This window comes from Streptomyces sp. NPDC101227 (assembly GCF_044767545.1).
Lineage (GTDB): Bacteria > Actinomycetota > Actinomycetes > Streptomycetales > Streptomycetaceae > Streptomyces.
Window position 1 is genome coordinate 200,557 of record NZ_JBIWOD010000015.1, and the last position, 25,064, is coordinate 225,620.

The 25,064-nt window shown below is 69.7% G+C and carries 17 protein-coding genes and 1 pseudogene; 7 read left to right on the plus strand and 11 right to left on the minus strand.

From position 1 onward, the window contains the following. Positions 1-83 precede the first annotated feature (83 nt). From ACIRPT_RS30190 to ACIRPT_RS30205, 4 genes are all read left to right on the plus strand, one after another. Positions 84-3,263: a nitrate- and nitrite sensing domain-containing protein gene (locus ACIRPT_RS30190; RefSeq protein WP_403832725.1), complete on the plus strand. Its 3,180-nt coding sequence runs from the start codon at positions 84-86 to the stop codon at positions 3,261-3,263. 10 nt (positions 3,264-3,273) lie between these two features. Then, on the plus strand, positions 3,274-3,687 hold the full coding sequence (locus ACIRPT_RS30195) for a roadblock/LC7 domain-containing protein (protein WP_044368295.1): 414 nt from the start codon (positions 3,274-3,276) through the stop codon (positions 3,685-3,687). An 84-nt stretch (positions 3,688-3,771) separates the two neighbouring features. After that, a complete protein-coding gene (locus tag ACIRPT_RS30200) occupies positions 3,772-4,392 on the plus strand; it encodes a DUF742 domain-containing protein (protein WP_403502073.1) in 621 nt (206 codons plus the stop codon). After that, a complete protein-coding gene (locus ACIRPT_RS30205; RefSeq protein WP_073760799.1) occupies positions 4,373-4,951 on the plus strand; it encodes an ATP/GTP-binding protein in 579 nt (192 codons plus the stop codon). The genes ACIRPT_RS30200 and ACIRPT_RS30205 overlap by 20 nt, the downstream gene beginning before the upstream one ends. Before the next feature lie 167 nt (positions 4,952-5,118). On the opposite strand, the gene ACIRPT_RS30210 is transcribed toward ACIRPT_RS30205, so the two are convergent. The 4 genes from ACIRPT_RS30210 to ACIRPT_RS30225 form a co-directional block, all read right to left on the minus strand. Next, positions 5,119-5,778, minus strand: a complete 660-nt coding sequence (locus tag ACIRPT_RS30210) for a DUF4360 domain-containing protein (protein WP_403832727.1) — start codon at positions 5,776-5,778, stop codon at positions 5,119-5,121. 796 nt (positions 5,779-6,574) lie between these two features. Continuing rightward, positions 6,575-6,778 (minus strand): acyl-CoA carboxylase epsilon subunit, encoded by a 204-nt coding sequence (locus ACIRPT_RS30215; protein WP_403832730.1) that lies wholly within the window; start codon positions 6,776-6,778, stop codon positions 6,575-6,577. A gap of 41 nt (positions 6,779-6,819) precedes the next feature. Continuing rightward, the gene (locus ACIRPT_RS30220; protein WP_403832732.1) at positions 6,820-8,403 is read right to left on the minus strand and encodes an acyl-CoA carboxylase subunit beta; all 1,584 of its coding nucleotides are present in this window, start codon (positions 8,401-8,403) and stop codon (positions 6,820-6,822) included. A 179-nt stretch (positions 8,404-8,582) separates the two neighbouring features. Further along, on the minus strand, positions 8,583-11,000 hold the full coding sequence (locus ACIRPT_RS30225; RefSeq protein WP_403832735.1) for a polysaccharide lyase 8 family protein: 2,418 nt from the start codon (positions 10,998-11,000) through the stop codon (positions 8,583-8,585). 213 nt (positions 11,001-11,213) lie between these two features. Between ACIRPT_RS30225 and ACIRPT_RS30230 the strand changes: the two genes are divergently transcribed. Further along, positions 11,214-11,834 carry a YceI family protein gene (locus tag ACIRPT_RS30230; RefSeq protein WP_403502057.1) on the plus strand — a complete coding sequence of 207 codons (621 nt, stop codon included), beginning with the start codon at positions 11,214-11,216 and terminating at the stop codon, positions 11,832-11,834. 88 nt (positions 11,835-11,922) lie between these two features. Here ACIRPT_RS30230 and cimA read toward each other — a convergent pair whose 3' ends face one another. Both cimA and ACIRPT_RS30240 read right to left on the minus strand, forming a co-directional pair. Beyond that, positions 11,923-13,533, minus strand: a complete 1,611-nt coding sequence (gene cimA, locus ACIRPT_RS30235) for a citramalate synthase (protein ID WP_403832737.1) — start codon at positions 13,531-13,533, stop codon at positions 11,923-11,925. A gap of 281 nt (positions 13,534-13,814) precedes the next feature. Further along, positions 13,815-15,143, minus strand: a complete 1,329-nt coding sequence (locus ACIRPT_RS30240; protein ID WP_403832740.1) for an MFS transporter — start codon at positions 15,141-15,143, stop codon at positions 13,815-13,817. 130 nt (positions 15,144-15,273) lie between these two features. On the opposite strand from ACIRPT_RS30240, the gene ACIRPT_RS30245 reads away from it, so the two are divergent. Continuing rightward, positions 15,274-16,419, plus strand: a complete 1,146-nt coding sequence (locus tag ACIRPT_RS30245) for a HEAT repeat domain-containing protein (RefSeq protein ID WP_403832743.1) — start codon at positions 15,274-15,276, stop codon at positions 16,417-16,419. A 28-nt stretch (positions 16,420-16,447) separates the two neighbouring features. Here the strand turns inward: ACIRPT_RS30245 and ACIRPT_RS30250 are convergent, their stop codons facing one another. Together ACIRPT_RS30250 and ACIRPT_RS30255 are read right to left on the minus strand one after the other, a co-directional pair. Then, entirely contained in the window at positions 16,448-21,697 is a 5,250-nt protein-coding gene (locus tag ACIRPT_RS30250; protein WP_403832746.1) for a toxin glutamine deamidase domain-containing protein, read from the minus strand. 121 nt (positions 21,698-21,818) lie between these two features. Beyond that, positions 21,819-22,325 carry a hypothetical protein gene (locus tag ACIRPT_RS30255; RefSeq protein ID WP_403832749.1) on the minus strand — a complete coding sequence of 169 codons (507 nt, stop codon included), beginning with the start codon at positions 22,323-22,325 and terminating at the stop codon, positions 21,819-21,821. A gap of 184 nt (positions 22,326-22,509) precedes the next feature. On the opposite strand from ACIRPT_RS30255, the gene ACIRPT_RS30260 reads away from it, so the two are divergent. Continuing rightward, positions 22,510-22,827, plus strand: coding sequence for a hypothetical protein (locus tag ACIRPT_RS30260; RefSeq protein ID WP_403832752.1), 318 nt, complete (start codon positions 22,510-22,512; stop codon positions 22,825-22,827). 68 nt (positions 22,828-22,895) lie between these two features. Here ACIRPT_RS30260 and ACIRPT_RS30265 read toward each other — a convergent pair whose 3' ends face one another. The 3 genes and pseudogenes from ACIRPT_RS30265 to ACIRPT_RS30275 form a co-directional block, all read right to left on the minus strand. Next, on the minus strand, positions 22,896-23,510 hold the full coding sequence (locus tag ACIRPT_RS30265) for a TetR/AcrR family transcriptional regulator (protein ID WP_403502046.1): 615 nt from the start codon (positions 23,508-23,510) through the stop codon (positions 22,896-22,898). 37 nt (positions 23,511-23,547) lie between these two features. Then, entirely contained in the window at positions 23,548-24,588 is a 1,041-nt protein-coding gene (locus ACIRPT_RS30270; protein ID WP_403832756.1) for an agmatine/peptidylarginine deiminase, read from the minus strand. A gap of 76 nt (positions 24,589-24,664) precedes the next feature. After that, positions 24,665-25,064, minus strand: a pseudogene (locus ACIRPT_RS30275) (urease subunit alpha); the annotation flags it as partial.

Below are 25,064 nucleotides of genomic sequence, written 5' to 3' on the forward strand. Positions count from 1 at the left end.
GAAATTCGCTGAACTACGGAGTAGTAACGCCCAGAAGAAACGGCACAGCAAGTACGTGCCGGCGCCGAGAGGTTGTTGGTCGAGTGAGGCGAAGCAAGGCGAGCCCAGAGCCGGAGGAACCGCGGCGGGGCAACTTCACCCCGCCGCCGCGTGGCGGCGTACCGGCTTCCGACGCGTCCGAGAACACGGTCGCGAAGCCTCCGGTCAGCGGCGGTAAATACTCCCCGCGCAACTGGCGGGTGGCCACGCGGCTGAACGCCATTCTGCTGATCCCCGTACTGCTCGCCCTCGTCTTCGGCGGTCTGCGGGTGAACACGTCCTTCGCCACCTGGCAGGAGGCGCAGGACGCGGAGAACACCGCGAAGCTCGTTCGCGCGGCGCTTTCCTACAGCAACGCCCTGATCGACGAGCGGGACCGCACCGCCGCCCCGCTCCTGAAGGGCCGGAAGGACGACCCGGCGGTCGAGGAGGCGCGCAACGCCACCGACGACGCCGCGGCCGCCTTCCACGAGGCCGCCAAGGCCATGCCGGACAAGCCCGGTCTCAAGCGCCGGCTCGCCTCCTTCGAGAAGGTCGAGCCCAAGCTGGACGGGCTGCGCAAGATCGCCTTCACCTCCCGGCTGTCCGGTGTGCAGACCGAGGAGAACTACGTCGGGATCCAGCACCCGCTGATGGAGTTCGCCAACGAACTCGGCCTGGGCACCGGCAACATCACCTCCTACGGCCGCACCGTCTACGCCGTCGCACTGGCGAAGGCCGCCGTGTCGCTGGAGCGCTCCATCGGCACCCACCTCCTGGTCGACCCGGCGTCCCCGCAGGGCGGCAGGGAGCACAAGCGCCAGCTGACCGCGTTCGGGTCGTACAGCTACCTGGAGGGCATCGCCATCGGCGAGTACACCTCCGGCGGCACGCCCGAGGACGTCGAGCGGCTCACCAAGGACGCCGCCGCGCTGAAGGCGAAGGCCAAGCAGCAGCTGGCGCGGGCCAAGGCGCAGGCCACGGCGGTCGGCCGGCCGTTCCGTACCCCGCCGGCCATCGAGCAGATGAGCGGCCTGATCGCCACCGGCGCGGCGCCCGAGACGCTGGCCCTGCGGGGCGTCACGTCCGAAACGTGGTTCGCGGCCGCAACGGGCAAGTTCGATATGTACCGGTCCATCGAGAAGGACCTGGCGAACAAGGCGGTCGACGAGGCCGCCGGGATCTCCGCGGACGCCAAGCAGTCCACCTTCGTCGACTCGGCGATCGTGCTGGCGGCCCTGATCATCGCGTTCGTCGTGGCCGGCCTGATGGCCCGCCGGATGAGCCGCAACATGCGCCAGCTGCGTACCGCCGCCTTCGGTGTCGCCGAGCAGCGGCTGCCGATGCTGGTCGACCAGCTCTCGCGCACGGACCCGGGCCGGGTCGACACCCGCGTCCAGCCGATCCCGATCTCCACCACGGACGAGATCGGCGAGGTCGCCCGCGCCTTCGACCAGGTGCACCGCGAGGCCGTCCGGCTCGCCGCCGAGCAGGCGCTGCTGCGGGGCAACGTCAACGCGATCTTCACCAACCTCTCGCAGCGCAACCAGGGCCTGATCGAGCGGCAGCTGACGCTGATCACCGACCTGGAGAACAACGAGGCGGACCCGGACCAGCTGGAGAGCCTCTTCCGGCTCGACCACCTCGCCACCCGCATGCGGCGCAACGGCGAGAACCTCCTGATCCTCGCGGGCGAGGAGCCCGGCCGGCGCTGGAACCAGCCGGTGCCGCTGATCGACGTGCTGCGCGCGGCGACGTCCGAGGTCGAGTCGTACGAGCGAATAGAACTCTCCGGCGTCCCCGAGAGCGAGATCCACGGCACCGCCGTCACCGACCTCGTGCACCTGCTGTCCGAGCTGCTGGAGAACGCCACGACGTTCTCCTCCCCGCAGACCAAGGTGCGGGTGGCCGCTACCCGGCTGCCCGACGGCCGGGTGATGATCGAGATCCACGACAAGGGCATCGGGCTCACCCCCGAGGACTTCGCGGACATCAACCACAAGCTGGCCAACCCGCCGAGCGTGGATGCCGCGGTCTCCCAGCGCATGGGCCTGTTCGTGGTCGGCCGGCTGGCCGACCGGCACGGGATCCGCGTCCAGCTGCGCCCCTCGGGCGAGCAGGCCGGCACCACTTCGCTCGTCATGCTGCCCGACGCGATCACCCATGGCGGTGGCGGCGAGGAGCAGTATGAGGACGACTTCACGGTCTCCCGGATCGTCCCCGAGCACCAGCACACGCCGTACGAGGACCACCACCAGCGCACCGCCGCGGAGCTGGGCTTCGACGACGGCGGCTACGGCCAGGCGGACGGCTCCCCCGAGCTGGACCCGGTGGGCCGCTCGCTGCTCCGCGAGGAGCGCCGTGCGGCGCTGGAGGCCCAGACGGGCGGCCCTGGCGACCAGGGTAGCCACCAGGGCTCCGCGTTCCCGGGCGACGACCGTCCGCTCTTCCGCGACGAGGTGCCCACCGGTGCCGGCGACGCCTTCCCGGGGTTCCCCGACCAGTCGGCGCATCCCGGTCACCAGGCATATGCGGAAGGCGATCAGCCGCTCTACAACGACCGGTCGCACGGCGGCCTGGCGTTCGGCGATCCGGCCTCCGCAGGGACCACCGGCCAGCACCCCTACGTGTCCGACGAATCCGCCGTGCAGGACAACCGGGCCGAACCGCCCACGTTCGGCGGCTACTTCGGGACCGAAGCGGAATCTGACCGGAATGCAACTGCCGCTCCCGCTGATGCGTCCGAGCGCGTACCATTCGAGCGTCCGGGCCGCACCCCGAGCGACTCCACCTCGCTGACCGACGCCGGCCTTCCGCGCCGCGGAGGCCGTGGCCAGCAGCCGCCGCAGGCTCAGCAGCACGCTCAGCCGCAGTGGCAGGAGCAGCCCGTGGAGCCGGTGGCGCCCCCGCAGCAGCGGAGCACACCGGTCAACGGCCAGGACGGCTCCGAATGGCGCAGCTCCAACGACGAGCGCTGGCAGCGAGCGGAGCGGCTGCGCGAGCCGAAGGCGGGCGGGGTCACAGCCTCCGGCCTCCCCCGGCGGGTGCCCAAGGCCAACCTGGTCGAAGGCGCCGCGGAGCAGACCCCGCAGGGCGGCCCACAGGTCTCCCGCGCCCCGGAGGACGTTCGCGGCCGGCTGAGCAATCTGCGCCGCGGTGTCCAGCAGGGGCGCAATGCGGGCGCGGAACCCCACAATGACCGACAGGGCTTCGGCCCCGGCAGCACCTACGATCAGGAGCGTTAGTGTGAGCCCGATGAGCCAGGCGGCGCAGAATCTGAACTGGTTGATCACCAACTTCGTGGACAACACCCCTGGGGTGTCCCACACGGTCGTGGTCTCCGCGGACGGACTCCTCCTCGCCATGTCCGAGGGGTTCCCTCGTGACAGAGCCGATCAGTTGGCGGCGGTGGCCTCCGGGCTGACCTCGCTGACTGCCGGCGCCTCCCGCATCTTCGAGGGCGGGAGCGTGAACCAGACCGTGGTGGAGATGGAGCGCGGCTTCCTCTTCATCATGTCCGTCTCGGACGGATCGTCGCTGGCCGTGCTCGCGCACCCCGAGTGCGACATCGGCCTCGTCGGTTACGAGATGGCCCTGCTGGTCGACCGCGCGGGCAATGTTCTGACGCCCGATCTCCGCGCAGAACTGCAGGGCAGCCTTCTCAACTAACAGACAGGCAGTGCGTTTCCCGCCACCGCGCCATATGGTTCGGTGGCGCGACCGGCGTCAGATTGGCAAGTTGGAGGAGGAGACGTGGCAACGCCCCCTAGCGGATACCCGTACGGTTCCGGGCAGGAGTCCGGACCTGTGGGCGAGACCCATCACAACCGCTTCAACTTCCCGTCTGCGCCGAGCCGCCGGCCGCAGCGGCAGGAACCGCCGCGGCCGCCGCAGCACCAGCAGCCGCCGCAGCAGCGGCCGTACGGTTCCCAGCCGTACGAGCCGTCGCCGTACGAACAGCCGCAGGCGCCCCGCATCCAGCCGGTGCAGCCGCAGCGGCGTACGCCCGAGCCCGCCCCCACAGGGGGCACGCACAATCCGCTCGTGCGTCCGTACGCGATGACCGGAGGGCGGACCCGGCCGCGCTACCAGCTCGCCATCGAGGCACTGGTCAGCACGACCGCCGACCCCTCGAGGCTGCAGGGCCAGCTGCCGGAGCACCAGCGCATCTGCCACCTCTGCCGCGAGATCAAATCGGTGGCTGAGATCTCGGCCCTGCTCTCCATCCCCCTCGGCGTCGCCCGGATCCTCGTCGCCGACCTGGCGGAGGCCGGACTCGTCGCCATTCATCAGCCCGGCGGGGACGAGACCGCCGGCGGACAGCCAGATGTGACACTGCTCGAAAGGGTGCTCAGTGGACTTCGCAAGCTCTAGCGGTGCAGCCCGCTCCACCACCTCCGCGAAGATTGTGGTGGCGGGCGGCTTCGGCGTGGGCAAGACCACGTTCGTCGGGGCCGTCTCAGAGATCAATCCGCTGCGTACCGAAGCCGTGATGACCTCCGCCTCGGCGGGGATCGACGACCTCACGCACGCGCCGGACAAGACGACCACGACCGTGGCGATGGACTTCGGCCGGATCACGCTGGACCAGGACCTGATCCTGTACCTCTTCGGTACGCCCGGTCAGGACCGCTTCTGGTTCATGTGGGACGACCTGGTCCGCGGCGCGATCGGCGCGGTGGTGCTGGTCGACACCCGCCGCCTGGCCGACTGCTTCCCCGCGGTCGACTACTTCGAGAACTCCGGCCTGCCGTTCGTCATCGCCCTCAACGGCTTCGACGGACACCAGCCCTACACGCCGGACGAGGTGCGCGAGGCCCTGCAGATCGGCCCGGACGCACCGATCATCATCACCGACGCCCGCCACCGCAGCGAGGCCAAGAGCGCGCTCATCACGCTTGTCGAGCACGCCCTGATGGCACGACTGCGGTAGGGAGTTCCGCGTCCGGGCTCCCCGTGCCCGCGCGCGTCGCATACGCCGAAGGCCCCCGGGCACCTGCCAGGTGCGGGGGCCTTCGGCGTGGGCGGCCGGCTCCAGGATGTCGCCGGGGCCCGTACGCACGCGCGTACGGGCCCCGGTTCATCGCTCAGCGGGTGCGGCTACTTGCGGGAAGCCGGGCACTCCTTCCACGCGAAGTGGTACAGGGTGTTGATGCTGCCGTCGGTGGAGTCCATGGCCATGTAGCTGGTGGCCGAGCGGTCCGAGGAGGCGGCGTCCACCCGCAGTTCGGTGTTGATGTTGAAGTAACGCTGCTCGCCGCACGGGGCGTAGACCAGCGCGTCGACGTCGGTCTCGTCCGACGTCTGCCAGTTGGTGTCGTAGGGACCGCTGAAGCTATGGCTCTTACGGGCCGTCTGCTGCTGGCCCTGGAAGTAGTAGCCGGCCTGCTCCAGCCCCTTGGCGCCGGGGGCCAGGGAGGCGTAGCCGCGGTAGTCGGCGCGGGCGATCGCGTAGGTGAAGCCCTGCGGGACATGGACATTGAGCGCGATCTGGCAGTTCTTGCGGGCGTCGGTCGGCTTGCTGCTGCCGCCCGCCTGGGCGAGGTATTCGCTGTACGTGACGGTGAACGCGGTGTTGTCGGGAGCGATGGCCACCGCGGCGCTGCCGGGTCTGCAGCCCGAACCGTTCACCGTGGCGACGTCAATGGTGATCTTTCCGGTCGGCGGTTCGTCGCCGAGCCGGGCCATCGGGGTGGGGGATGCCGATCCGGCGAGGAGCAGGGATGCCGCGGCGGCCGCAGCACCGAGTGTGCTGAGCATGGGCTTTTCCTTCCGGTCGTCCTGGAACCCATGGCGCGGGGGTCCGCGTCACGGGCGGTCCAGATGGGGATGACGACCGCATGCCAGCACGAGGATCTCGCCTTGAACAGCTCTGTTCACGAGGATTGGGGCGAACCTACGCCTTGATTCAGCCGGTCCGCTGCGCTTTGCCTGGGCCGGTGTGTTCGGCTTTCCCGCCGTGGGGGTTGTTCGCCGTTGCGCCTGCGGCCGGTCCGCTGCGCTTGGCCTGCGCCGATGTGTTCGGCTGCCCCGCCGTGGGGGTTGTTCACCGTTGCACCTGCGGCCGGTCCGCTGCGCTTGGCCTGCGCCGATGTTTTTGGCTGCCCCGCCGTGGGGGTTGTTCACCGTTGCACCTGCGGCCGGTCCGCTGCGCTTGGCCTGCGCCGATGTGTTCGGCTGCCCCGCCGTGGGGGTTGTTCACCGTGGCGCCTGCGGCGGGCTGGTGCCGCTTGCGCGGGGCTGTTCGGCTGCGGGACCGGGCCTCCGGACTCCGTCCTGCGGCCCGCCCCCTCCCCGTTGGGAGTGGGGAAGAAGACCGGTGGGGGCGCGCGTCGGTGGTCAGGTGCATCCCGTGGACACAACCACCAGCACCGGACATACAACGCCCGCCCCCACCGTCACTCCCCCACCCACGGGAGGGGACGGACCGTAGCGGCGAAGCCGTGTAGGGCCGTCACCGCACCCGACAAACCACGCCCGCCGCAGGCGCAACGCGAGACACCACCCACGGCGGGAAAGCCAAAAACGCGGCCCAGGCAAAGCGCAGCGAACGGGCTCAGCGCTGCCAGCTGGTGGCCCCGTGGAAGCCGCCCTGGCGCTCCAGACGGCGCCAGCGGGCGGCGGTGTGGCGCGGGCCGACCGCGGCGGCGGTCGGGCGGTGGGCGGCGCGGGCCAGGAGGACGGCGGTGAGGGCGGCGAGCTCTTCCTCGCTGGCCTGGCCCTTTTCCACGCGGATGGGTTGGTCGGCAGGACTCTTCACGGTGGTCTTCTCGATTCTGCGTCGTCGCGACAGGCGGATGACTACTGGGGCGGGTTGCCGTGCTTGCGGGCCGGCAGGTCCGCGTGCTTGGTGCGGAGCATCTGCAGCGAGCGGATCAGCACCTCGCGGGTGTTGGCCGGGTCGATGACGTCGTCGACCAGACCGCGCTCGGCCGCGTAGTACGGGTGCATCAGCTCGGACTTGTATTCCTTGACCATCCGCGCGCGCATCGCGTCGGGGTCCTCGGCGTCCGCGATCTGCCGGCGGAAGATGACGCCGGCGGCGCCTTCCGCGCCCATGACGGCGATCTCGTTCGTGGGCCAGGCGTAGGTGAGGTCGGCGCCGATGGACTGGGAGTCCATGACGATGTAGGCGCCGCCGTAGGCCTTGCGCAGCACGATGGAGATGCGCGGGACGGTGGCGTTGCAGTACGCGTACAGCAGCTTGGCGCCGTGGCGGATGATGCCGCCGTGCTCCTGGTCGACGCCGGGGAGGAAGCCGGGGACGTCGAGGAGCGTGATGAGCGGGATGTTGAAGGCGTCGCACATCTGGACGAAGCGGGCGGCCTTCTCGGATGCCTCGATGTCCAGGACGCCGGCCAGCGACTGGGGCTGGTTGGCGATGATGCCGACCACCCTGCCGTCGAGGCGGGAGAGCGCGCAGACGATGTTGGTCGCCCAGCGCTCGTGGACCTCGAGGTATTCGCCGTCGTCGACGATCTCCTCGATGACCTTGTGCATGTCGTACGGGCGGTTGCCGTCGGCCGGTACGAGGTCGAGGAGGGCGTCGCCGGAGCGGTCGGCCGGGTCCTCGCAGTCGACCGTCGGGGGGTTCTCCCGGTTGTTCGACGGGAGGAGCGAGAGGAGGTAGCGGACCTCCTCCAGGCACGTCGCCTCGTCGTCGTACGCGAAGTGGGCGACGCCGGAGGTCTCGGCGTGCACATCGGCGCCGCCGAGGCCGTTCTGGGTGATCTCCTCGCCGGTGACGGCGCGGACGACGTCGGGGCCCGTGATGAACATCTGCGAGGTCTCGCGGACCATGAAGACGAAGTCCGTGAGGGCGGGGCTGTACGCGGCGCCGCCGGCGCAGGGGCCGAGCATGACGCTTATCTGCGGGATGACGCCCGAGGCCTTGGTGTTGCGCTGGAAGATGCCGCCGTAACCGGCGAGCGCCGAGACGCCCTCCTGGATACGGGCGCCCGCGCCGTCGTTCAGGGACACCAGGGGCGCACCGGCCTGGATGGCCATGTCCATGATCTTGTGGATCTTGGTGGCGTGCGCCTCGCCCAGCGCGCCGCCGAAGATCCGGAAGTCATGGGCGTAGACGAAGACGGTCCGGCCGTGGACCGTGCCCCAGCCGGTGATGACGCCGTCGGTGTAGGGCTTCTTGGCCTCCAGGCCGAAGCCCGTCGCCCGGTGCCGCCGCAGCGGCTCGACCTCGTTGAACGATCCCTCGTCCAGCAGGAGGTCGATCCGCTCGCGGGCGGTGAGCTTGCCCTTGGCGCGCTGGGCCTCGGTGGCCCGCTCGCTCGGGCCTCGCCGGGCCTGCTCACGGATGGCGTGCAGTTCGGCGACGCGCCCGCGGGCGTCGTTGGCACCGGCGGGCGCATCTTCGACAGTGGTCATGTATCGACGGTACGTGGGCGGACCCCGCCGCACCGATGTTGGTTTCGTACAACGTCGGGTGCGATTTCGTGGGCAGGCAGCACAGAATCGTGCTGTATGTGTTGCGCGTCCGGCCCGCCGAATGGGTGGCCGGGGCGTACTCCGACTGTATGAGGCCGACAAACGTCTGCCGGGCGCGGTCAGCCCAGGGCGAGGGTGCAGGTGTGGGTGGCGCAGGCGGTGCCGGGGGCGATGCGCAGGCGCAGGGCGGGCGCGGTGGCCAGGACCTGGACGGACGGGTCGTGGGCGAGGACCGCGCGGACGGGCCGGGACCAGGTGATCTCCAGCGGGGCGCCGGTGCGCTCGGGGGCCGCGGCGCACAGCGTCGCGGTCCGCCCCCGCTGCCGTAGCAGCACGCTCGCGGGGCCGCCACTGGTGAGCTCTCCCGCACTGCCCGCCCGACAGAAGTTGGCGGCCGTTACGCCGAGAGAGTGCACGGTGACGGCCTGACGGGTGGCGTCGTTGGCGAGCACGGTCAGCCAGTGGCGGTCGGCGGCGCGGGCGGCGAGGGTGCGCGCGGCGGCGCCGGGCATGAGGAGGTAGGCGTAGCGGGCGTCGGTGGGGTCGGTGCCGTGGTCGTGCCAGAGGGTGAGGTAGCGGCGGGTGAGCGGGGCGGGGTCGGAGCCGGTGTTGATGTCGTGCCAGGAGCCGGTGCGGTCCTCGCGCAGTACGGTCAGCGGGGCGCCGCCCGGGAAGACCGGGAAGACCCAGCCGCCGTGGCCTGCGAGGTGGGCCCAGCGGGCGTGGGGGTGGCGGACGGCACGGCCGGGGGCGTCGGGCTGCGGTGCGCCGTCGACGGTGAGCGCGGCGGTCTCCCGCTCCCCCAGTCTCCGGTTGTCGACGACGGTCTCGACGGGGACGCCGTCCCGGGCCGTGATGCCGGCGCCCAGGCAGACGACGGTGTCCGCCAGGAAGAACCAGGACTTCTTGGCCGTGAGGGTCGAGGCCAGCCCCCGTACATCCTGCCCGATGGCCGCGAATTCGCCGTCCGTGGTGCCGCCCACCCAGCGGGCGGCGGGTTTGGGTTCGCCCCAGCCGCCGCCCTCGTTGTCGGCCAGCCGCTTGGTGGAGGCGGTCGTGCCGGGCAGCCGGTAGGGATCGACGGTGGGCCAGAAGGCGTCCGTGTACTGGTCACCGCCGAAGTCGGCGCCCCACCAGGAGAGCATCCCGGCACCGGTGTGCCAGCCGCGCGGGTTCTCGCCGTTGCCGTTCTCGTAGTACGTGATGCGGTCGGAGGCCATGGCGAGGCCGGCGGCCCAGCCGGGGCGGCGGTGGACGGCGCGGTCCATGGCGGGGAAGAGGCGGTGGCCGACGGGTTCGGGGGCGGCGGGTGCCGGGCCGCGGTCGATGGCGGCTAGGCGGGCCAGGTCGGCGACCGCGTACTGCCGGTCGGTGAGTACGGGCAGCGTGCGGTCGCGGGCGATCCAGCCCTTGATCATGGCGTGCCAGCGGGCCCGTTCCGTGGCACCGGCACCCTCGGCGAGCAGGGCCACGGCGGCGATCAGTGCATGGCCGTGGAAGTGGTCACTGCGCATGAGGTGCCGCTCGTCGCTGCTGAGGTATCCGCGGCTGACGGCGCGCCCGTTGACGCTGTCCATCATCAGGCCGTTGTGGAGCAGGGGCGCATACGCGCGCTCCACGCTGTCGAAGATGATCCCGCGGGCCGGGTCGGTGACCCCCCAGGACGAGCCGTCGAGCAGGGTGAACAGCCGGCCCAGGCCGTCGAGCAGGACATAGCCGTAGGTGCCGGAGTAGGCGACCCAGGTGTGCTGGATGAAGGAGCCGTCGGCGTAGAGGCCGTCGCCCTTCGTCACGTACGGGAAGACCGGTGAGAGGGCGTCGCGGGCGAGGGCGATCTTGGCGGGGGCGCGGCCGAGGATGCCGCGCAGGGCGACGACGCGGCAGAGGTCGACGCGGTTGGCGCCGGTGCTGGTGCCGGTGTAGTCGCCGAGCATCGTGTCGGGGACGAAGTGGTCGACGGCGGCGAGGCAGCGGTCGCGCTGGGTGTCGGTGGGCCCGTCGCCTCCGGTCATCCGCTGGTCGAGGATGGCGAGGGTGTCGAGGAGGAGCCTGGGGGTGCCGATCTGCCATTCCCACCAGTTGCCGTAGCGGGTGGTGCGGGTGTTGTAGACGGTGGCGTCGAGGTGGTCGAGGCCGGCGATGACGTCGGCGGCGAGGTCCGGGTCGCCGGTGTGGCCGGTGCCGGGCTGGGCGTAGGCCTGGGCCATGGTGTTCAGCCGGCCGTAGCTGCGGGTGATGCCGGACGGGGGGTCGTAGGGGCAGTCGGGCCAGAGGGAGGTGCCGGTGGGCCGCATGGCCGTACGGAAGCGGTCCCCGAGATCGCCGGTTTCCCTGAGGGCGGCGGCGTAGGGGGCGGCGGCGGGGTCGAAGCCGGTGCCGAGGGTGAGGTCGACCCAGCGGGCGCGGAGGACGGCGTACTCGTCGTCGGGCGCGGCGTACGCGGGCCCGGCGGGGAGCGAAAGGCCCAGCGCGCCGACCGTCGAGGCGGCGAGAAACCCGCGGCGGGACCAGGCGGACGGAGCGGGGACGCGCGGCACGGTCGGTCCTCTCGAAGGCGTCAACGAGGCTGTGGCGCTGGGCACTTGAGGGCGTTTTGATGGTCTAGCACGGCCGGTACGCGGCGGCAATGACCGCGCCGGGACGGCGTCCCGCGCCACCCGGAAAAACCAATCAGTTGAACTTTGAACTAAACCTGCTACGCTCAATCTCGTTGAACGTTAAATCAACTCGTTCGCTACCGAGGAGGAGCCATGGCTCTGTTCACCCGCACCAAGCGCAACGCCGCCCCCGCCGGCACCCCGACCCCCGCCGCCGCCCCGGTGGCGGACCCCGCGCTCGCCGCGCTGACCGGCGACTACACCATCGACCCGGCCCACAGCAGCATCGGCTTCACCGTCCGGCACGCCATGGTCACCAACGTCCGCGGCACCTTCGGCGAGCACGAGGGAGTCCTGCGCCTGAACGGCAGCGACCCCGCCCGCTCCACCGCCACCCTCGACATCAAGACCGCCGGCATCGACACCGGCATCGCCGACCGCGACGCCCATCTGCGCAGCGCCGACTTCTTCGACGCCGAGGCCTTCCCCCTGATGAGCTTCCGCAGCACCGCCGCCGAGCAGCTCTCCGGCGACCGCTTCCGCATCACCGGCGACCTGACCATCAAGGACGTCACCAAGCCGGTCGCCATCGACCTGGACTTCCACGGCTCGGCCACCGACGTCTACGGCGCCGAGCGGGTCGGCTTCGAGGGCCGCGCCGAGATCTCGCGCTCCGAGTGGGGCCTGACCTGGAACGCCGCGCTGGAGACCGGCGGCGTGATGGTCAGCGACAAGGTCAAGCTCACCTTCGACATCTCCGCGGTCAAGGCCTGACGGCCGCCCGCACCAACGCGAGGGCCCCGGCACAGCTGCCGGGGCCCTCGCGTTCGTCCGCGTCCGCTTCCGCGTCCGCTCTCGCCTGCTACTCCTGCGGCGCCACCCCGGCCCGCAGCAGCCCATAGGCATACGCGTCGTCCAGCGCCTGCCACGACGCCGCGATCACGTTCTCCGCGACGCCGACCGTCGACCATTCGCCCTGCCCGTCGCTGGTGGAGACCAGAACCCGGGTGATCGACCCCGTGCCCTGGGCCCCCTCCAGGATGCGGACCTTGTAGTCCACCAGCTCCAGGTGCGCGAGCTGCGGGTAGATCCGCTCCAGGCCCACCCGCAGCGCCCGGTCCAGGGCATTGACCGGGCCGTTGCCCTCGGCGGTGGCGACGATCCGCTCGCCCTTGGCCCACAGCTTCACGGTCGCCTCATTGGCGTGCGTGCCGTCGGGGCGGTCCTCGACGATCGCCCGCCACGACTCGACGGTGAAGTAGCGCAGCGCACTGCCCCGCACTTCCTCCCGCAGCAGCAGCTCGAAGGACGCGTCGGCGGCCTCGTAGGTGTAGCCCGCCAGCTCGCGCTCCTTGACCCGTGCCACGACCCGGCCGACCAGCTCGCGGTCGCCGCTCAGGTCGATCCCGAGCTCCTTGCCCTTGAGCTCGATGGACGCCCGCCCGGCCATGTCGGAGACCAGCATCCGCATGGTGTTGCCGACCAGCGCCGGGTCGATGTGCTGGTAGAGGTCCGGGTCCACCTTGATCGCGGAGGCGTGCAGCCCGGCCTTGTGGGCGAACGCCGAGACGCCGACGTAGGGCTGGTGGGTGGAGGGGGTGAGGTTGACGACCTCGGCGATGGCGTGCGAGATCCGGGTGGTCTCCGCGAGCTTGCCCTCGGGCAGGACCTGCCGCCCGTACTTGAGCTCCAGCGCGGCGACGACCGGGAAGAGGTTGGAGTTGCCGACCCGCTCGCCGTAGCCGTTGGCGGTGCACTGGACGTGCGTGGCGCCCGCGTCCACGGCGGCGAGGGTGTTGGCGACGGCACAGCCGGTGTCGTCCTGGGCGTGGATGCCCAGCCGCGCGCCGGTGTCCGCGAGGACGGTCCGTACGACGGCGGTGACCTGCGCCGGAAGCATGCCGCCGTTGGTGTCGCAGAGGACCACGACATCGGCGCCGGCCTCGCTCGCGGTGCGCACGACCTGCTTGGCGTACACCGCGTCCAGCGCATACCCGTCGAAGAAGTGCTCGCAGTCCAGGAAGACCCGGCGGCCCTGGGAGCGCAGATAGGCGACGGTGTCCCGCACCATCGCGAGGTTCTCCTCCGGCGTGGTGCGCAGCGCCAGCTCCACATGCCCGACATGGGACTTGGCGACCAGTGTGATGACCGGGGCCCGCGAGTCCAGGAGGGCGGCGACCTGCGGGTCGTCCTCGACGCGTACGCCTGCCTTGCGGGTGGCGCCGAACGCGACCAGCTGGGCGTGCCGGAAGTCGATCTCCGTACGGGCCCGCTCGAAGAACTCGGTGTCGCGGGGGTTGGCGCCGGGCCAGCCGCCCTCGATGAAGCCCACGCCGAAGTCGTCCAGGTGCCGGGCGATGGTCAGCTTGTCGCTGACGGTCAGGTTGATGCCCTCGCGCTGCGCGCCGTCGCGCAGCGTCGTGTCGAACACATGGAATTCGTCGGACACGGCGTGTTCGGGTACGTCCGTCATGCTGGTCTGGCTCCTGTCGGGTCTCGGTCTACCGGAATGACCGGTTCCACCGTCCCTCCATGGTCCCTCGCGCTCCGCCTCCGGCGACGGGTGGGCCGGAAACGAAAAAACCTCTCGCGGGTGCGAGAGGTCTGCGCGCGGGTCTGGGACGACGAGGACCGCGCCGTACTCGGTTCGTACGGGGCGGTCACTGCGGACCGGCGCGCCTGCTGCCAATAATCATGGCGAACGAGAGCACGGGGGCAGTCTGGCACACCACCGCCCCCGTGGCCGGGCTCGTCTCAGGATGCGAGCAAGGACTCGCCCTCGGCGGTGCCCTCGCTGCCCTTGGTTCCCTTGCCGACCCGGTGCAGATCGATGTCGCGCGTCTCACGCATCGACAGGTAGACGACCAGCGAGACGGCGGCGCACCCCGCCACGTACCAGTAGTAGCCGGACTCGATGCCGCCGTCCTTGAACCACAGGGCGACATATTCCGCGGTGCCGCCGAAGAGCGCGTTGGCGATGGCGTACGGCAGGGCGACGCCCAGCGCGCGGATGCCGGTCGGGAACAGCTCGGCCTTCACACAGGCGTTGATGGAGGTGTAGCCCGTGACGACGACCAGTGCCAGCAGGGAGAGCCCCAGGGCCGGCCAGAAGCTGCCCGCGTGCCGCAGCAGCGTCATGATCGGCACGGTCAGGAAGGTGGACCCGACCGCGAAGGTGATCAGCAGCGGGCGGCGGCCGATCCGGTCGGACAGCTTCCCGGCCAGCGGCTGCAGGCACATGAAGACGAACAGCGCGCAGAAGCTGACCAGCGAGGCGGTCGGCTTGTCCAGCCCGGCGCTGCCCGAGAGGTACTTGGTGAGGTAGGTCGTGTAGGTGTAGTACGCGACGGTGCCGCCCATGGTCAGCGCGATGACCAGGAACGCCTCGCGCTTGTGGGCCAGCAGCGCCTTGATGGTGCCGCGGTCCGGGTCGGAGTGGGCGCTGTCGTCCTCGGCGTAGACCTCGGTCTCCAGCATGCTGCGGCGCAGATAGAAGACGACGGCGGCGCCCAACGCGCCGACGATGAACGGGATGCGCCAGGCCCAGCTGTGCAACGCGTCCTCGGCCAGGGTGCGTTGCAGCACGATCTGCAGGCCCAGGCCGATCAGCTGCCCCGCGGTCATCGACACGTACTGGAAGCTGGACGCGAAGCCGCGCTGACCGGGCGCGGACGCCTCCGTGAGATAGGTCGCGCTGGCCGCGTACTCCCCGCCGACGGACAGCCCCTGCAGCATCCGGGCGACCAGCAGAACGGCCACGCCCCCGTATCCCGCGACGGCGTACGTGGGCGCGACGGCGATCAGGATCGCCGACGCGGACATCAGCGTGACGGTCAGCGTGAGCGCGGCCTTACGGCCCTTGCGGTCCCCCACCCGCCCGAGCACCCAGCCGCCCACCGGGCGCATGAAGAAGCCGACGGCGAAGATCCCCATGGTGTTCATGAGGTTCGCGGTGTCATTCCCCTTGGGAAAGAAGGAGTCGGCGAAATAGACGGCGAAGCTGGCGTAGACGAACCAGTCGAACCACTCCACCATGTTGCCGGCCGAGCCGACCCAGATCTTCTTCCATTGCTCTCGTCCCATAGCCGATCACAGTTGCGGAGGAAGAGTCGGTAGGCAAGAGCGGCTACGGAAACGATCGTGAGTACTTGCGTACTTTGCGTACCCGGCGGACAGGCGGCCGCGCCCTCCGCTCGCCGCTTAGAGTCGGAGCATGAGCGACCACACCGAGCCGCCCGTCGAGGCGCTTGTCGAGACCCTCCACTCCAGTCAGCACGACGAATACCGTGCGGTGGTGGAGCAGTTGACCGCTCTGGGGCCCGTCGCGATCGGCCCCCTGCTGGCCTCGTGCGCAGGCGGAAGCAAGGAGACACGGTCGGTTTTCCGCTGCCTCGCCCGCATGGGCGAACCTGCTGTGGCCGCCTTGCAGGGGATCCGCCGCCACGGGCCTGGCCGGCTCCGCCGCCACGCCCTGCAGGCCCTCGCGGAACTCGGCGGCGCGGACGCCCTGTCCGGCGAGGACCGGCTCGCCGTCGAGCGGCTGATCCGGCTGAAGCTGATGGATGAGAAGCCCACCACGCGGAAACATGTCCGGCTGCCATCCGCAAGCTGGCTCGCCATCCCCGCCGACCAGGTCCCCGGCGCCGTGCGCGCCCTGAGACTCCACGACCTGCGGCCGGCGACATTGGCGATGGGGGTGTCCGCCGCCTACGGCGATCACCGCGACTCCATGCCGTACCGGACGACGGACGGCAAGCGGGAAACCGCATACCGGATCTTTATAACGCCGGACATGAACGGATGGCGCCTGATCTACGGACGCATGTTCATCTATGAAAACGGCGGTATTGACCTTGCCATCCAATTGAGCTCAGCATGCGGTCAGGCGCACTTCTACGACATCGATGACGGAAATGACTCCCGCGCTTGGTGGATTGCGGAAAACGGAAAGACTCGACGCGGATACAGCAATCACTGGCACTCGGGCGGAATTGGCGAGCCACTTCCCTTCGAGGTCACCGCTGCTGAATTCAGGGCCTCGGAGAAGGAAATGGACGAGGAAGAGGGCATCGCATCCGACGATGACGATTTCTACGATGACGCCTTCGATGATGACGACTTTTTCAACGACGTGCTTGATGACGATGACGAAGAAGGGTCCCATCGCGACACCACAGAGGAGAGGCCGGCAGAGGGCAGGCCGATAGTTCCGCCTGAGACCGACCCGCTCGATGTGGCCTATGAGATGTCCGTACCTCCCTACGCGCTTAGCGGTCTCACATTGCACGACCATGGCTGGCTGGCCACAACCGCTACAGAGCTCCCCAACTCCCGTTTTCCGGGCGCACTTTCACTTTGACCTGGAGAATCCACCCCACCACCAAGAATCAAAGGAGCTGGCTCAGCAGTTCGCCATTCCACACCCCTTCAAGGAATTCGATATGCCTATCAAATTCCGCAGCCATAGCCGATTCCTTCTTGCTCCTCGTCTTATCCACCAGCGCTTTGTAATCACTTTTGATTACGTCCACCAGTGCGGCATGAACAGCAGCAAGGTCCTGATCTGCAATCCCCTCCAGCGCCTTGGCTGCACGGCCAGTCTTTTCGCCGAAGCGATCCTGTTTACGACGTACTATCTCGTCTATGGCCTGCTGGCGAGAGAGTCCTGGCACTTGGGCCAGTACCTCGTCCCTCTCTTTGCGGACGCTATCCCGAAGTTCTAGTCCAAATTCATCCGTGCGATATGTCGTACTGTAGTACACGGGGACAGTTTTCCCGAGCCGCAACAGTTCCTCGGAGCAATGCGCATGCCCTTCACCTTTACCGCATGGCTCACGCTCCGTGTATAGCCCCACCGGGGTGTACAGCGACCCCTTTTCCTTACCCTCCTGTTTTTCGTTCTCTACGCTACCCTTCCCTTGTTCGCCGCCTCCATCTCCTTCACTTTTTACACCATTCCCCTCCTCCGGGTTTCTTCCGTTAGCTCGATCTAGCCAGTCAAGGAGATGTTTCTCGGAATGCGTAGGAGTCACCTTCGGCAAATTCGAAGGAATCGAAGAGTCGATTACGTAGGTAATCCCCTCCGGTCCCATCACCTCAAGTACGGCGAAATTTTTCCCTGAAAAGTCAGGTGCATGCCGTTTCGCCTGGACGGGAATCGGATCCTTCTTGAAGAGGTTCGTCAGATACTTTTTCCCGAAGCTCTGATGCAGCCTCACACCAATGGAACGCTTGGAATTTTTCGCATTGCTGTTCTTGGTGCCAGGTTCAGGCGCCTCCTCCTTCTCCGCCCTGTACGGGTGGGTGAACTTCCTCGGGTTCATCCCGACCGAATGGCGAGAATGCACTTCCAGGCTGAGCCTGGCCATAGATGTCACTACGGCCAATTGCTCGCCATGCTCCAGATCGCTGAAGCCGGGCAGGGCATCGGTGAGACTTTGGCGGGTGAGGATGAACGGCCCGTTGGGCGTACCATCCGGTCGCTTGGTCTTGGCCACATCACGCAGCACATTGGCCAGGCTTCCGTCGTGCGCCCACTGCTCGATACTCGAATGGACACGGTCGAGGCTCACCCGACGCACGCCCCCATGCTCCTTCAGGTGCTCGCGCAGGGCCTGCTGCAGAGCGTCCGGCGGCAGGCCGTACTCCGGCGAGCCCTCGGCCTCGTTGCCGGAAACCGGTTGCTTGCTCTCGTCTCGCGCGGTGCCGCTCTCGCCCCGATCGTGCGGATCGGTGTAGTCGCGCTCGTTGGGGTTGTCCGAGGTGGGGCGGTCATTCTGCCCGGAGAGCGTGAGCGGCGAGTCCCCCTCGGGACGCGGCAGCGGCGGGTGCGACTTCTTTGCCGCACCCGGATCGGCCGGCTGTGACGCGGTGTCATGTCGCGGCCGAACGTCTGCGGAGTGTGTCTCGGCCCTGGCCGGGGTCGCGCCGCCGGACTGGGACTCAGTGCCCGGCTGATGCGGCCCCTGCTGGTACACCGGGTGGTGCGGGGGCTGCGTCTGCTGCGGGCTGTACGGCTGCTGGTAGTGCTGCGGCGGCGCCTGGTTGTACGGAGGCAGCTGCTGCGGAGGGTGGTACTGCTGGCTGTACGGGCCCGGCTGCGCATGCTGCTGCGGAGGCTGCGCATACGGATTCGGCTGGTGAGGCGGTGGCTGGTGGGGGGGCTGCTGGTGCGGGGAGGGCTGCTGGTTCTGGGGATGCTGGCTGTACGGCTGTTGCTGGTTCTGCTGAGTGTGAGGGGTCTGCTGCTGGTTCTGCGGGACCTGCTGCTGGTTCTGTTGGGGTTGGGCGGACTGCTGGGGTTTCGGAACGTAAGGCTGGCGGTTGGCGTCGAGGGTGAGGTGCCAGACCTTTGTGCCCTGGGTGTGGATGGGCTGCTCGCTGACCATGCCGGACTGCGTGTCGACCCACACCACCTTGCCGTTGTGGTTGACCGCGTTGAAGGCGTGGGAAGAGCCGTCCGGCCACTCCACCACGATGATGGAACCGGCGCCGTGTCCGGCGTTCTGGAGATCCTGCGCGACGCGGGCGTACCCGTCCGTTGTCCCCCCGGAGTGGCGCAGGGGCGTGTTGGCCCAGCGGTTGATGTTCGCGATGCCGCCGCGTTCGCCACTACGGCGGTCGGGCGTGCCGTCGGGGTTGGTGTCCCAGGTACGCGGGGCCGAAACCTGCGGATTGCCGAACCAGGTCTCCAGGAATGAACGGCTGCAATCCACACAGTTGTTGGAGCGGCCTGGAATGACGAGGCCGCCGTCGTTTTGGAGTTGGGCCCACGACTGGAAAGGGTCCGGGTGGCGGACCGGCGTGCCGTCCGGATGACGTGGCACCGCGTCGGCCAGCAGCTGCTGGTCGATGGCGTAGGGCGGGCGCAGGCCAAGGGGACCGCCCTGAAGGTCGTTGCGAATCCTGCCGAGGTCGTGGGGCGCGTCCGTCGGCAGGGCGTTGGAAGGCGGCGGAGGGGCGGGCTGCTGCTGGTTCGGGACCGGCTGATTCTGCGGCTGCTGGGGGTGGGGTGGCTGCGGAGGCTGGTGTTGGGTTTGGGGGTGCTGGGGGTGCGGCTGCTGGGTCTGTGAGGTGTGCGGGATGGGTTGCTGCTGAGGTGGTTGCGGTGGCTGCGCGTACGGATTCTGAGGGTGTGGCTGGTTCGTGTACGGCTGCTGGTAGTTGGGGTGCTGAGGCTGCTGGTTCGGGTGGGGGGTGTTGGGGCTCGGCATCCCGGGGTCGCGGGAAGGGCCTGACGGAGCCGAGTCGGGGTGCGTCTCGTCCGGGCGTGGCATGTCGGGACGGGCGGCGTCGGGACGGCCGTTGTCGTGCGGTGTGGTTGAGTCCGGCCGCGTGCTGTCGGGACGGGGGGCACCGTTGCTCCCGGACCGGGGTTCGCTGCCGCGGGCGGGGCCGTCCAGGCGGGGGTTGTAGGCGGGGCGTTCAGGCCGGCGTTGTTGGGTGACGTCGTGGATTGCCTGGGGACCGTCGGGACGGCGGTTGGAGGGGGAAGAACGGTTTCCGCTGGAGGGCGTGCCGCCGCGGGAAGGCGCGTTGCGTGGCGGGGTGGTGTTCGTGGGGGTCGGTCCGGCCTGGGGTGGCATGCCGGGGGTGCCCGTCATCGGGCTGGGGGTGGGTGAGGTGGGCTGTGACTGCTGGGGTGTGTTGGGGGTGGTATCGGGGGTGTGTTGGGTGGGTGGGGGGAGGGTGGCGGTGCCTGCGGATTCGGTGTCGAGGGTGGGGTTGTGGGGGTCGTCCACGGTGGGCATGGGGTTGCCCGGGGCCGGGTCGCGTTGCTGGATGGGCTGGCCGGGTGAGGGTGTGTGGTGTGCGGGGGCGCCTTGGGGTGGGGTGCTGACGTGCGGCATGGTGGGGCGGCCGCTGCCGGTGGGGGAGTTGTCCCCGTTGGTGTGGGTGTTGCTGGTGCCGGTTCCGTCGTGGGGGCCGTTGGGGGTGTCGCCGGGGGTGGGCGGGTTGCCGGGTGCCGGGGGTATCGGGTCGGGGGTCGGCGAGGAGGCGGGCGGTGCCTGGGGCGCGTCGGGGTGCGAGGGGCCGCCTTGGTGGGGGGAGGCGTCCGGGGCGGGCTGGGGATTGACGGGGTCCGGCGCAGGCGCGGGGCGGGCCGAGTCCGGCGTGTTGTCGTGGGCCGGCTGGGTACTGACCGGGTCCGCGTCCGGGCGGGCGGTGTCGGGGGTCGTGTCGCGTGTGGGCTGGGTGCCGATCGGGTCCGCGTCGGGGCGGGATGCGTCCGGGGTGGTGTCGGGAGCCGGCCGGGTGGCCGTCGGGTCGCTGTCCGGGCGCGCGGGGTCTGGCGTGGGGCCGGAGTCGGCCGTGGTGCCCCGGTCTTGGGTTGGGCCGGAGTCGGGGGTGGCGTCCGGAGTGTGGCTTGTGTCGGTGGAGTTGGGTGGCCCGGACGGGTTGTGGTCGTTGCCCTGGAAGCCCTCGTCGAAGGGGGAGCGCTGGTCCTGGGGCGGGAGGGGCTGGGCCTGAGGGGCGTGGGGTGCGGGCTCGGAACCGTTGGCGGGGCTGCCGGAAGACGTGGGGCTGGTGCCCGTACGCGCGGTGTCCGGGGCGTCGGACTGGTGGGAGGTATTGGGGCCGCTGCCGGTGGTGCCGGCGTTGTCCGAGGCCCGCGGGGTATGGGTGGTGGAGCCGCCGCCGTCCGAGCCGCCGCGATCGCTGCCTCCGCCCGCGCTGCTGTCGTTGCCGCCGCTGCCGGAGTCGTTGGAGGCGCTGCCGGAACCGGAACCGGAGTCGTTGGAGGTGCTGCCTGAGTCGCTCCCGGAGTTGTTGCTGCCGCTGTCGCCGGAGTTGCCTCCGCCGCCGGTGGAGTTGTTCCTGGAGCTGCTTCCTGAGCCGTCGCCGGTGCTGGAGTCTCCGTCGCCTCCGGTGTCTCCTCCGTCGTGGTCGCCGCGTCCGGCTGCGGAGTCGAGGCCGCTGCGGGCGCGGTGTCCGGCGCGGTGTCCGGCACCGTCGCGGAGGGATTCGCCGAGGGTCTCGCCGGTGTTCTCCACGGCGTCGGTGAAGGCCTTGGCGCCCGTCTTCGCGGTGCGGCCCAGGTCGTAGCCCTTCTGCGCGCCGAAGTTCTGGTTGATGGTCTGCGCGATGAGGTCGGAGGCGATGGCCTGCAGCGCGGAGACAACAGGTTCCTTGGCGGCCTCCAGGATCGCGTCGAGCAGCTGCTGGGCGGCCTCCCTCAGCAACCGCTTCACGACCTCACGGGTAGCGAGCGTCGCCGCCGCCCCGCCGATCTCGGACAGCCCCAGCGTGAACGGCGCAGCCGCCTGCGCGGCGGCTATTTCGCAGGCAAGGATCACCAGTTGCACGATGACGGCGATCTTCATGCCGATGACGAGCATGGCGGCGGCCTCGAAGGTGAAGGCAATGACCTCGGCCGCCTGCTGCGCGTCGTCGAAGTACCCCGAACCGCCCGAGAACTTCTCCCACGTCTTGCTGAACCCCTCGATCGAATCACCGGAGTTCGCCGACAACACGTTGCTCGCGAGCTGGGCACCGGTGGCCTGGTGACCGGCGACGTCGGCGGCGAACTGACGCCACACCTGCGCGCATTCGAGGAGCTTGTCCTCGTCCGCGGTCGGCCAGTTGAAGCCGAGCATCTCCAGGACCCACTCAACGGCGGCAGGCGGATTCAACAAGGCAGAGCTCCCCCGAAAAGATGTGCTGCTCAGAACTGTGCCGTGCGCGAGGCGCGCGTCGGCGGGCGGTGGCCTGGCCAACCGCCGGATGCGTTGCGGCGGGTGTGCCGCGGTGCCACGCTCAGGACGCGGGACGGATCTTCCCTTCGGTGAACGTCCCCTGACCCTTGAACGGGTCATCCCACGCCTGCTGGTTCTCCACGTGCTGCTTCATCAGCGAGTCGTTGAAGTCCTCGTTCTCGGCATGGTGCTTGGACATGGAGGTCAGCGCCTTACCGATCTCTTCGATCTTGGCGGAGAGGTGACCCATCGACTCGTACATGCCGTCACGGACGCCCTCGTAGACGACACCGAACTTCTCCCCCAGGTCGTCATCACCCCACGGCGGCGCGCCGTCCTTGGAGTCCAGCGAGGTCAGACTGCTCCACAGCTGCTCGCCGAACGACTTCTCCGCCGGCTGCTCCTGCTTCGCCGCCACATCCTTGGTGGGCGAGCCCGCACCCAGCTTCGCCAGGCCGTTGACCAGACGCCGCACCGAATCGTTGAAGTCATCGCCGAGCTTGACGAAGCTGGTGCCCTCCGCCTTCAAGGACTCCACATCGGCTTGGAAGCCGCCCGCCCCCGCCATGACATCCCCCCGGATCAGCAACGATTACTTAAAGTGTTGTCTATGGCAGAGCATAGTGGAGGGCACTGACAGGTCGACAGGTACCTATGCGCAGGGCCCGTCCCGCCGGCGGCCGCTCCGTCCGGTGGGCCCCACACCGTGCCGTAGGGTCGCGGTGCCGCGCGAGAAACGAGGAAGACGCACCATGTCCGAACCGCAACCGCAAGCAGGGCAACGCCCGGTTCCCGCAAGCGCCGAGGAAGCGCTGGAGGTCGGGCGAGGCCATTTCCCGGCTGTCTGGCCGGACGGGGAGCAGCCCACGCTGCATGTCCACGAATTCGATATCGGTTATCTGATTTATCCCGTATTCCCGCCGAGGCAGGACCCGACCGCCTACCCGCGCGATCCGGGAGGCTCCCACATCGTCATCTCCAAGGCGGACGGCGAGGTCAGCGCGCTGCCGAACTATCCGCCGGAGACAGCGGTCGAGGTGTACCGCAGCCATTTCCGCCGGGAGGCGTAAGAGCCGCACCGGGCAAAAAAGGGGGGAGGCCGCGTCGAGACCGGAGTTCCGACGCGGCCTTCGGCCGCTCAGGGATTCAGCGACTCGTCCAGGAACTCCGCCACATGCCGTCCCACCAGTTGCCGGTCGGTGCCGGGCAGGCCCACGACCAGGTGAGTGCCGAAGCCGTCGAGGAGGGCGCGGGTGCGGGTGGCGAAGCGTTCGGGGTCTACGGGGCGGAATTCGCCTTTGGAGGTGCCCTCGACCAGGAGGGCGACGAGGTCGCGGTGCCAGGCGAGTTCGAGGTCGAGCTGGCGTTCGCGGGCGTCGTCGTCGGCGTTCTGGGAGCGGTTCCAGACCTCCAGCCACAGGGTCCAGCGCGGGTCGCGGTGGCCTTCGGGGAGGTAGAGGTCGACGAGGGCGTCCAGGCGTTCGCGGGCGGGGACGCGGCGGGAGAGGGCGGCCCGGCGTTCGGCGCCGAGCTGCTCCTCGCTCCACTGGAGGGTCTGGAGGAGCAGCTCGTCCTTGGTGCCGAAGTAGTACAGGATGTGGCCGCTGCTCATGCCGACCTCGCGCCCCAGGCCGGCCATGGTCAGCCGGTCCAGGCCCTCCGCGGCGATGGTGGCCATCGCCGCGGCGAGCACCTGTTCACGGGGCTGGTTGAGCCGCCGCCGGGGACGGCGCGCGGGCGCGGGACCGGGCACGAGGGGGACCTCCGGGGACGGCGGGGTCTGGCGTCGCTCAGACCTTGGGCTGCTGCTGGGTGATGCAGTGGATACCGCCACCCGCTGCGAAGATCGTACGGGCGTCCACCAGGGTCACGGTCCGGCCGGGGAAGAGCCGGCGGAAGATGGCGGCCGCTTCCTCGTCGCGCGGGTCGTCGAAGGCACAGAGCACGATGCCGTCGTTGCACTGGAGATGGTTGATGTAGGAGTAGTCGACGAGCTCGCCGTCCTCCTCGATGACGGTGGGCGCGGGGATCTCGACGACCTCCAGCTGACGGCCCTTGGCGTCGGTCGAGGAGCGCAGCAGCTTGACGATCTCGTTGCAGATCGCGTGGTCGGGGTGGCCCGGGTTGGGCTGGGTGTGGACCATCACGACGCCGGGGCGGGCGAAGGCGGCGACGATGTCGACATGGCCGCGGGTGCCGAACTGGCCGTAGTCGGCGGCCAGGCCGCGCGGCAGCCAGATCGCCTTGGTGGTGCCCAGGTGGGCGTGGATCTCGGCCTCTACGTCTTCTTTGGTGCGGTCCGGGTTGCGGCCCGGGTCGAGCTGGACGGTCTCGGTGAGCAGGACCGTTCCTTCGCCGTCGACGTGGATGCCGCCGCCCTCGTTGACGAGGGGGGTCGCGTAGCGGCGGGCGCCGGCCAGGCCCGCTACCTGCTCGGCTATCTTCTCGTCGAGGTCCCAGCGGGCCCATTCCTGGGCGCCCCAGCCGTTGAAGACCCAGTCGGCGGCGGCGAGGTTGCCCTTGCCGTCGGTGAGGAAGGTGGGGCCGATGTCCCGCATCCAGGCGTCGTTCAGCGGCCGCTCGACCAGCTCGATGTCGTCGCCGAGCAGTGCGCGGGCGCCCTCCAGCTGACCGGGGCCCGCCACAACGGTCACCGGCTCGTACTGGCGGACCGCGCGGGCGACGGTGGCCCAGGCCTCCCGGGCCTCGGCGAGCGTCTCGCCGCCCTCCTCACCGAAGGTGAAGTTGGGGCTGGGCCAGGCCATCCAGGTGCGCTCGTGCGGTGCCCACTCCGGGGGCATGGAGAAGCCGTCGGCGACGGGAGTGTTCATGTGGGGTCCTCGAAAGGTGAGCGGGGCTGGTCGGAGCGGGAGCGTACCGGCGCTCACGGGGTGAGCGCCGGTACGGTCACAGGAAGTACAGGCGCGACAGCGACACGGTGTCGGCCGGGTCGGAGCGCATCGGGTCGCCGTCGAGGGTGACCAGACCGCTGCTTCCGTCCACCTGCACCTGTCCGACGCGGGAGTTGTGGATGAGGTCGGCGGGGCCGATGCCGCGGGTGCCGCGCACGGCGACGCGACGGCGGCGGGTGGGCATGCCGTCCATGCCGCCCTCGGCCGCGGCGCGCGCGACGAAGGCGACGGAGATCTCGGCGGGGGTGGCGCCGTGGGCGCCGAACTGCGGGCCGAGCACCAGCGGCTCGCAGGTGTCGGTGGCGGCGTTGGGGTCGCCGGTGACGCCGTAGGCGGGGAAGCCGGACTTGAGGATCAGTTGTGGTTTGGCGCCGAAGTACTGCGGGGACCAGAGC

Excerpts from the sequence above, each read along its gene's own strand:
- ACIRPT_RS30255 (WP_403832749.1), bottom strand. The coding sequence starts at position 22,325 with ATGGCGGGGGCGGGCGGCTTCCAAGCCGATGTGGAGTCCTTGAAGGCG.
- ACIRPT_RS30240 (WP_403832740.1), bottom strand. The coding sequence starts at position 15,143 with ATGGGACGAGAGCAATGGAAGAAGATCTGGGTCGGCTCGGCCGGCAAC.
- ACIRPT_RS30270 (WP_403832756.1), bottom strand. The coding sequence starts at position 24,588 with ATGAACACTCCCGTCGCCGACGGCTTCTCCATGCCCCCGGAGTGGGCA.
- ACIRPT_RS30210 (WP_403832727.1), bottom strand. The coding sequence starts at position 5,778 with ATGCTCAGCACACTCGGTGCTGCGGCCGCCGCGGCATCCCTGCTCCTC.
- cimA (WP_403832737.1), bottom strand. The coding sequence starts at position 13,533 with ATGACGGACGTACCCGAACACGCCGTGTCCGACGAATTCCATGTGTTC.
- ACIRPT_RS30230 (WP_403502057.1), top strand. The coding sequence starts at position 11,214 with ATGGCTCTGTTCACCCGCACCAAGCGCAACGCCGCCCCCGCCGGCACC.
- ACIRPT_RS30220 (WP_403832732.1), bottom strand. The coding sequence starts at position 8,403 with ATGACCACTGTCGAAGATGCGCCCGCCGGTGCCAACGACGCCCGCGGG.
- ACIRPT_RS30245 (WP_403832743.1), top strand. The coding sequence starts at position 15,274 with ATGAGCGACCACACCGAGCCGCCCGTCGAGGCGCTTGTCGAGACCCTC.
- ACIRPT_RS30260 (WP_403832752.1), top strand. The coding sequence starts at position 22,510 with ATGTCCGAACCGCAACCGCAAGCAGGGCAACGCCCGGTTCCCGCAAGC.
- ACIRPT_RS30195 (WP_044368295.1), top strand. The coding sequence starts at position 3,274 with ATGAGCCAGGCGGCGCAGAATCTGAACTGGTTGATCACCAACTTCGTG.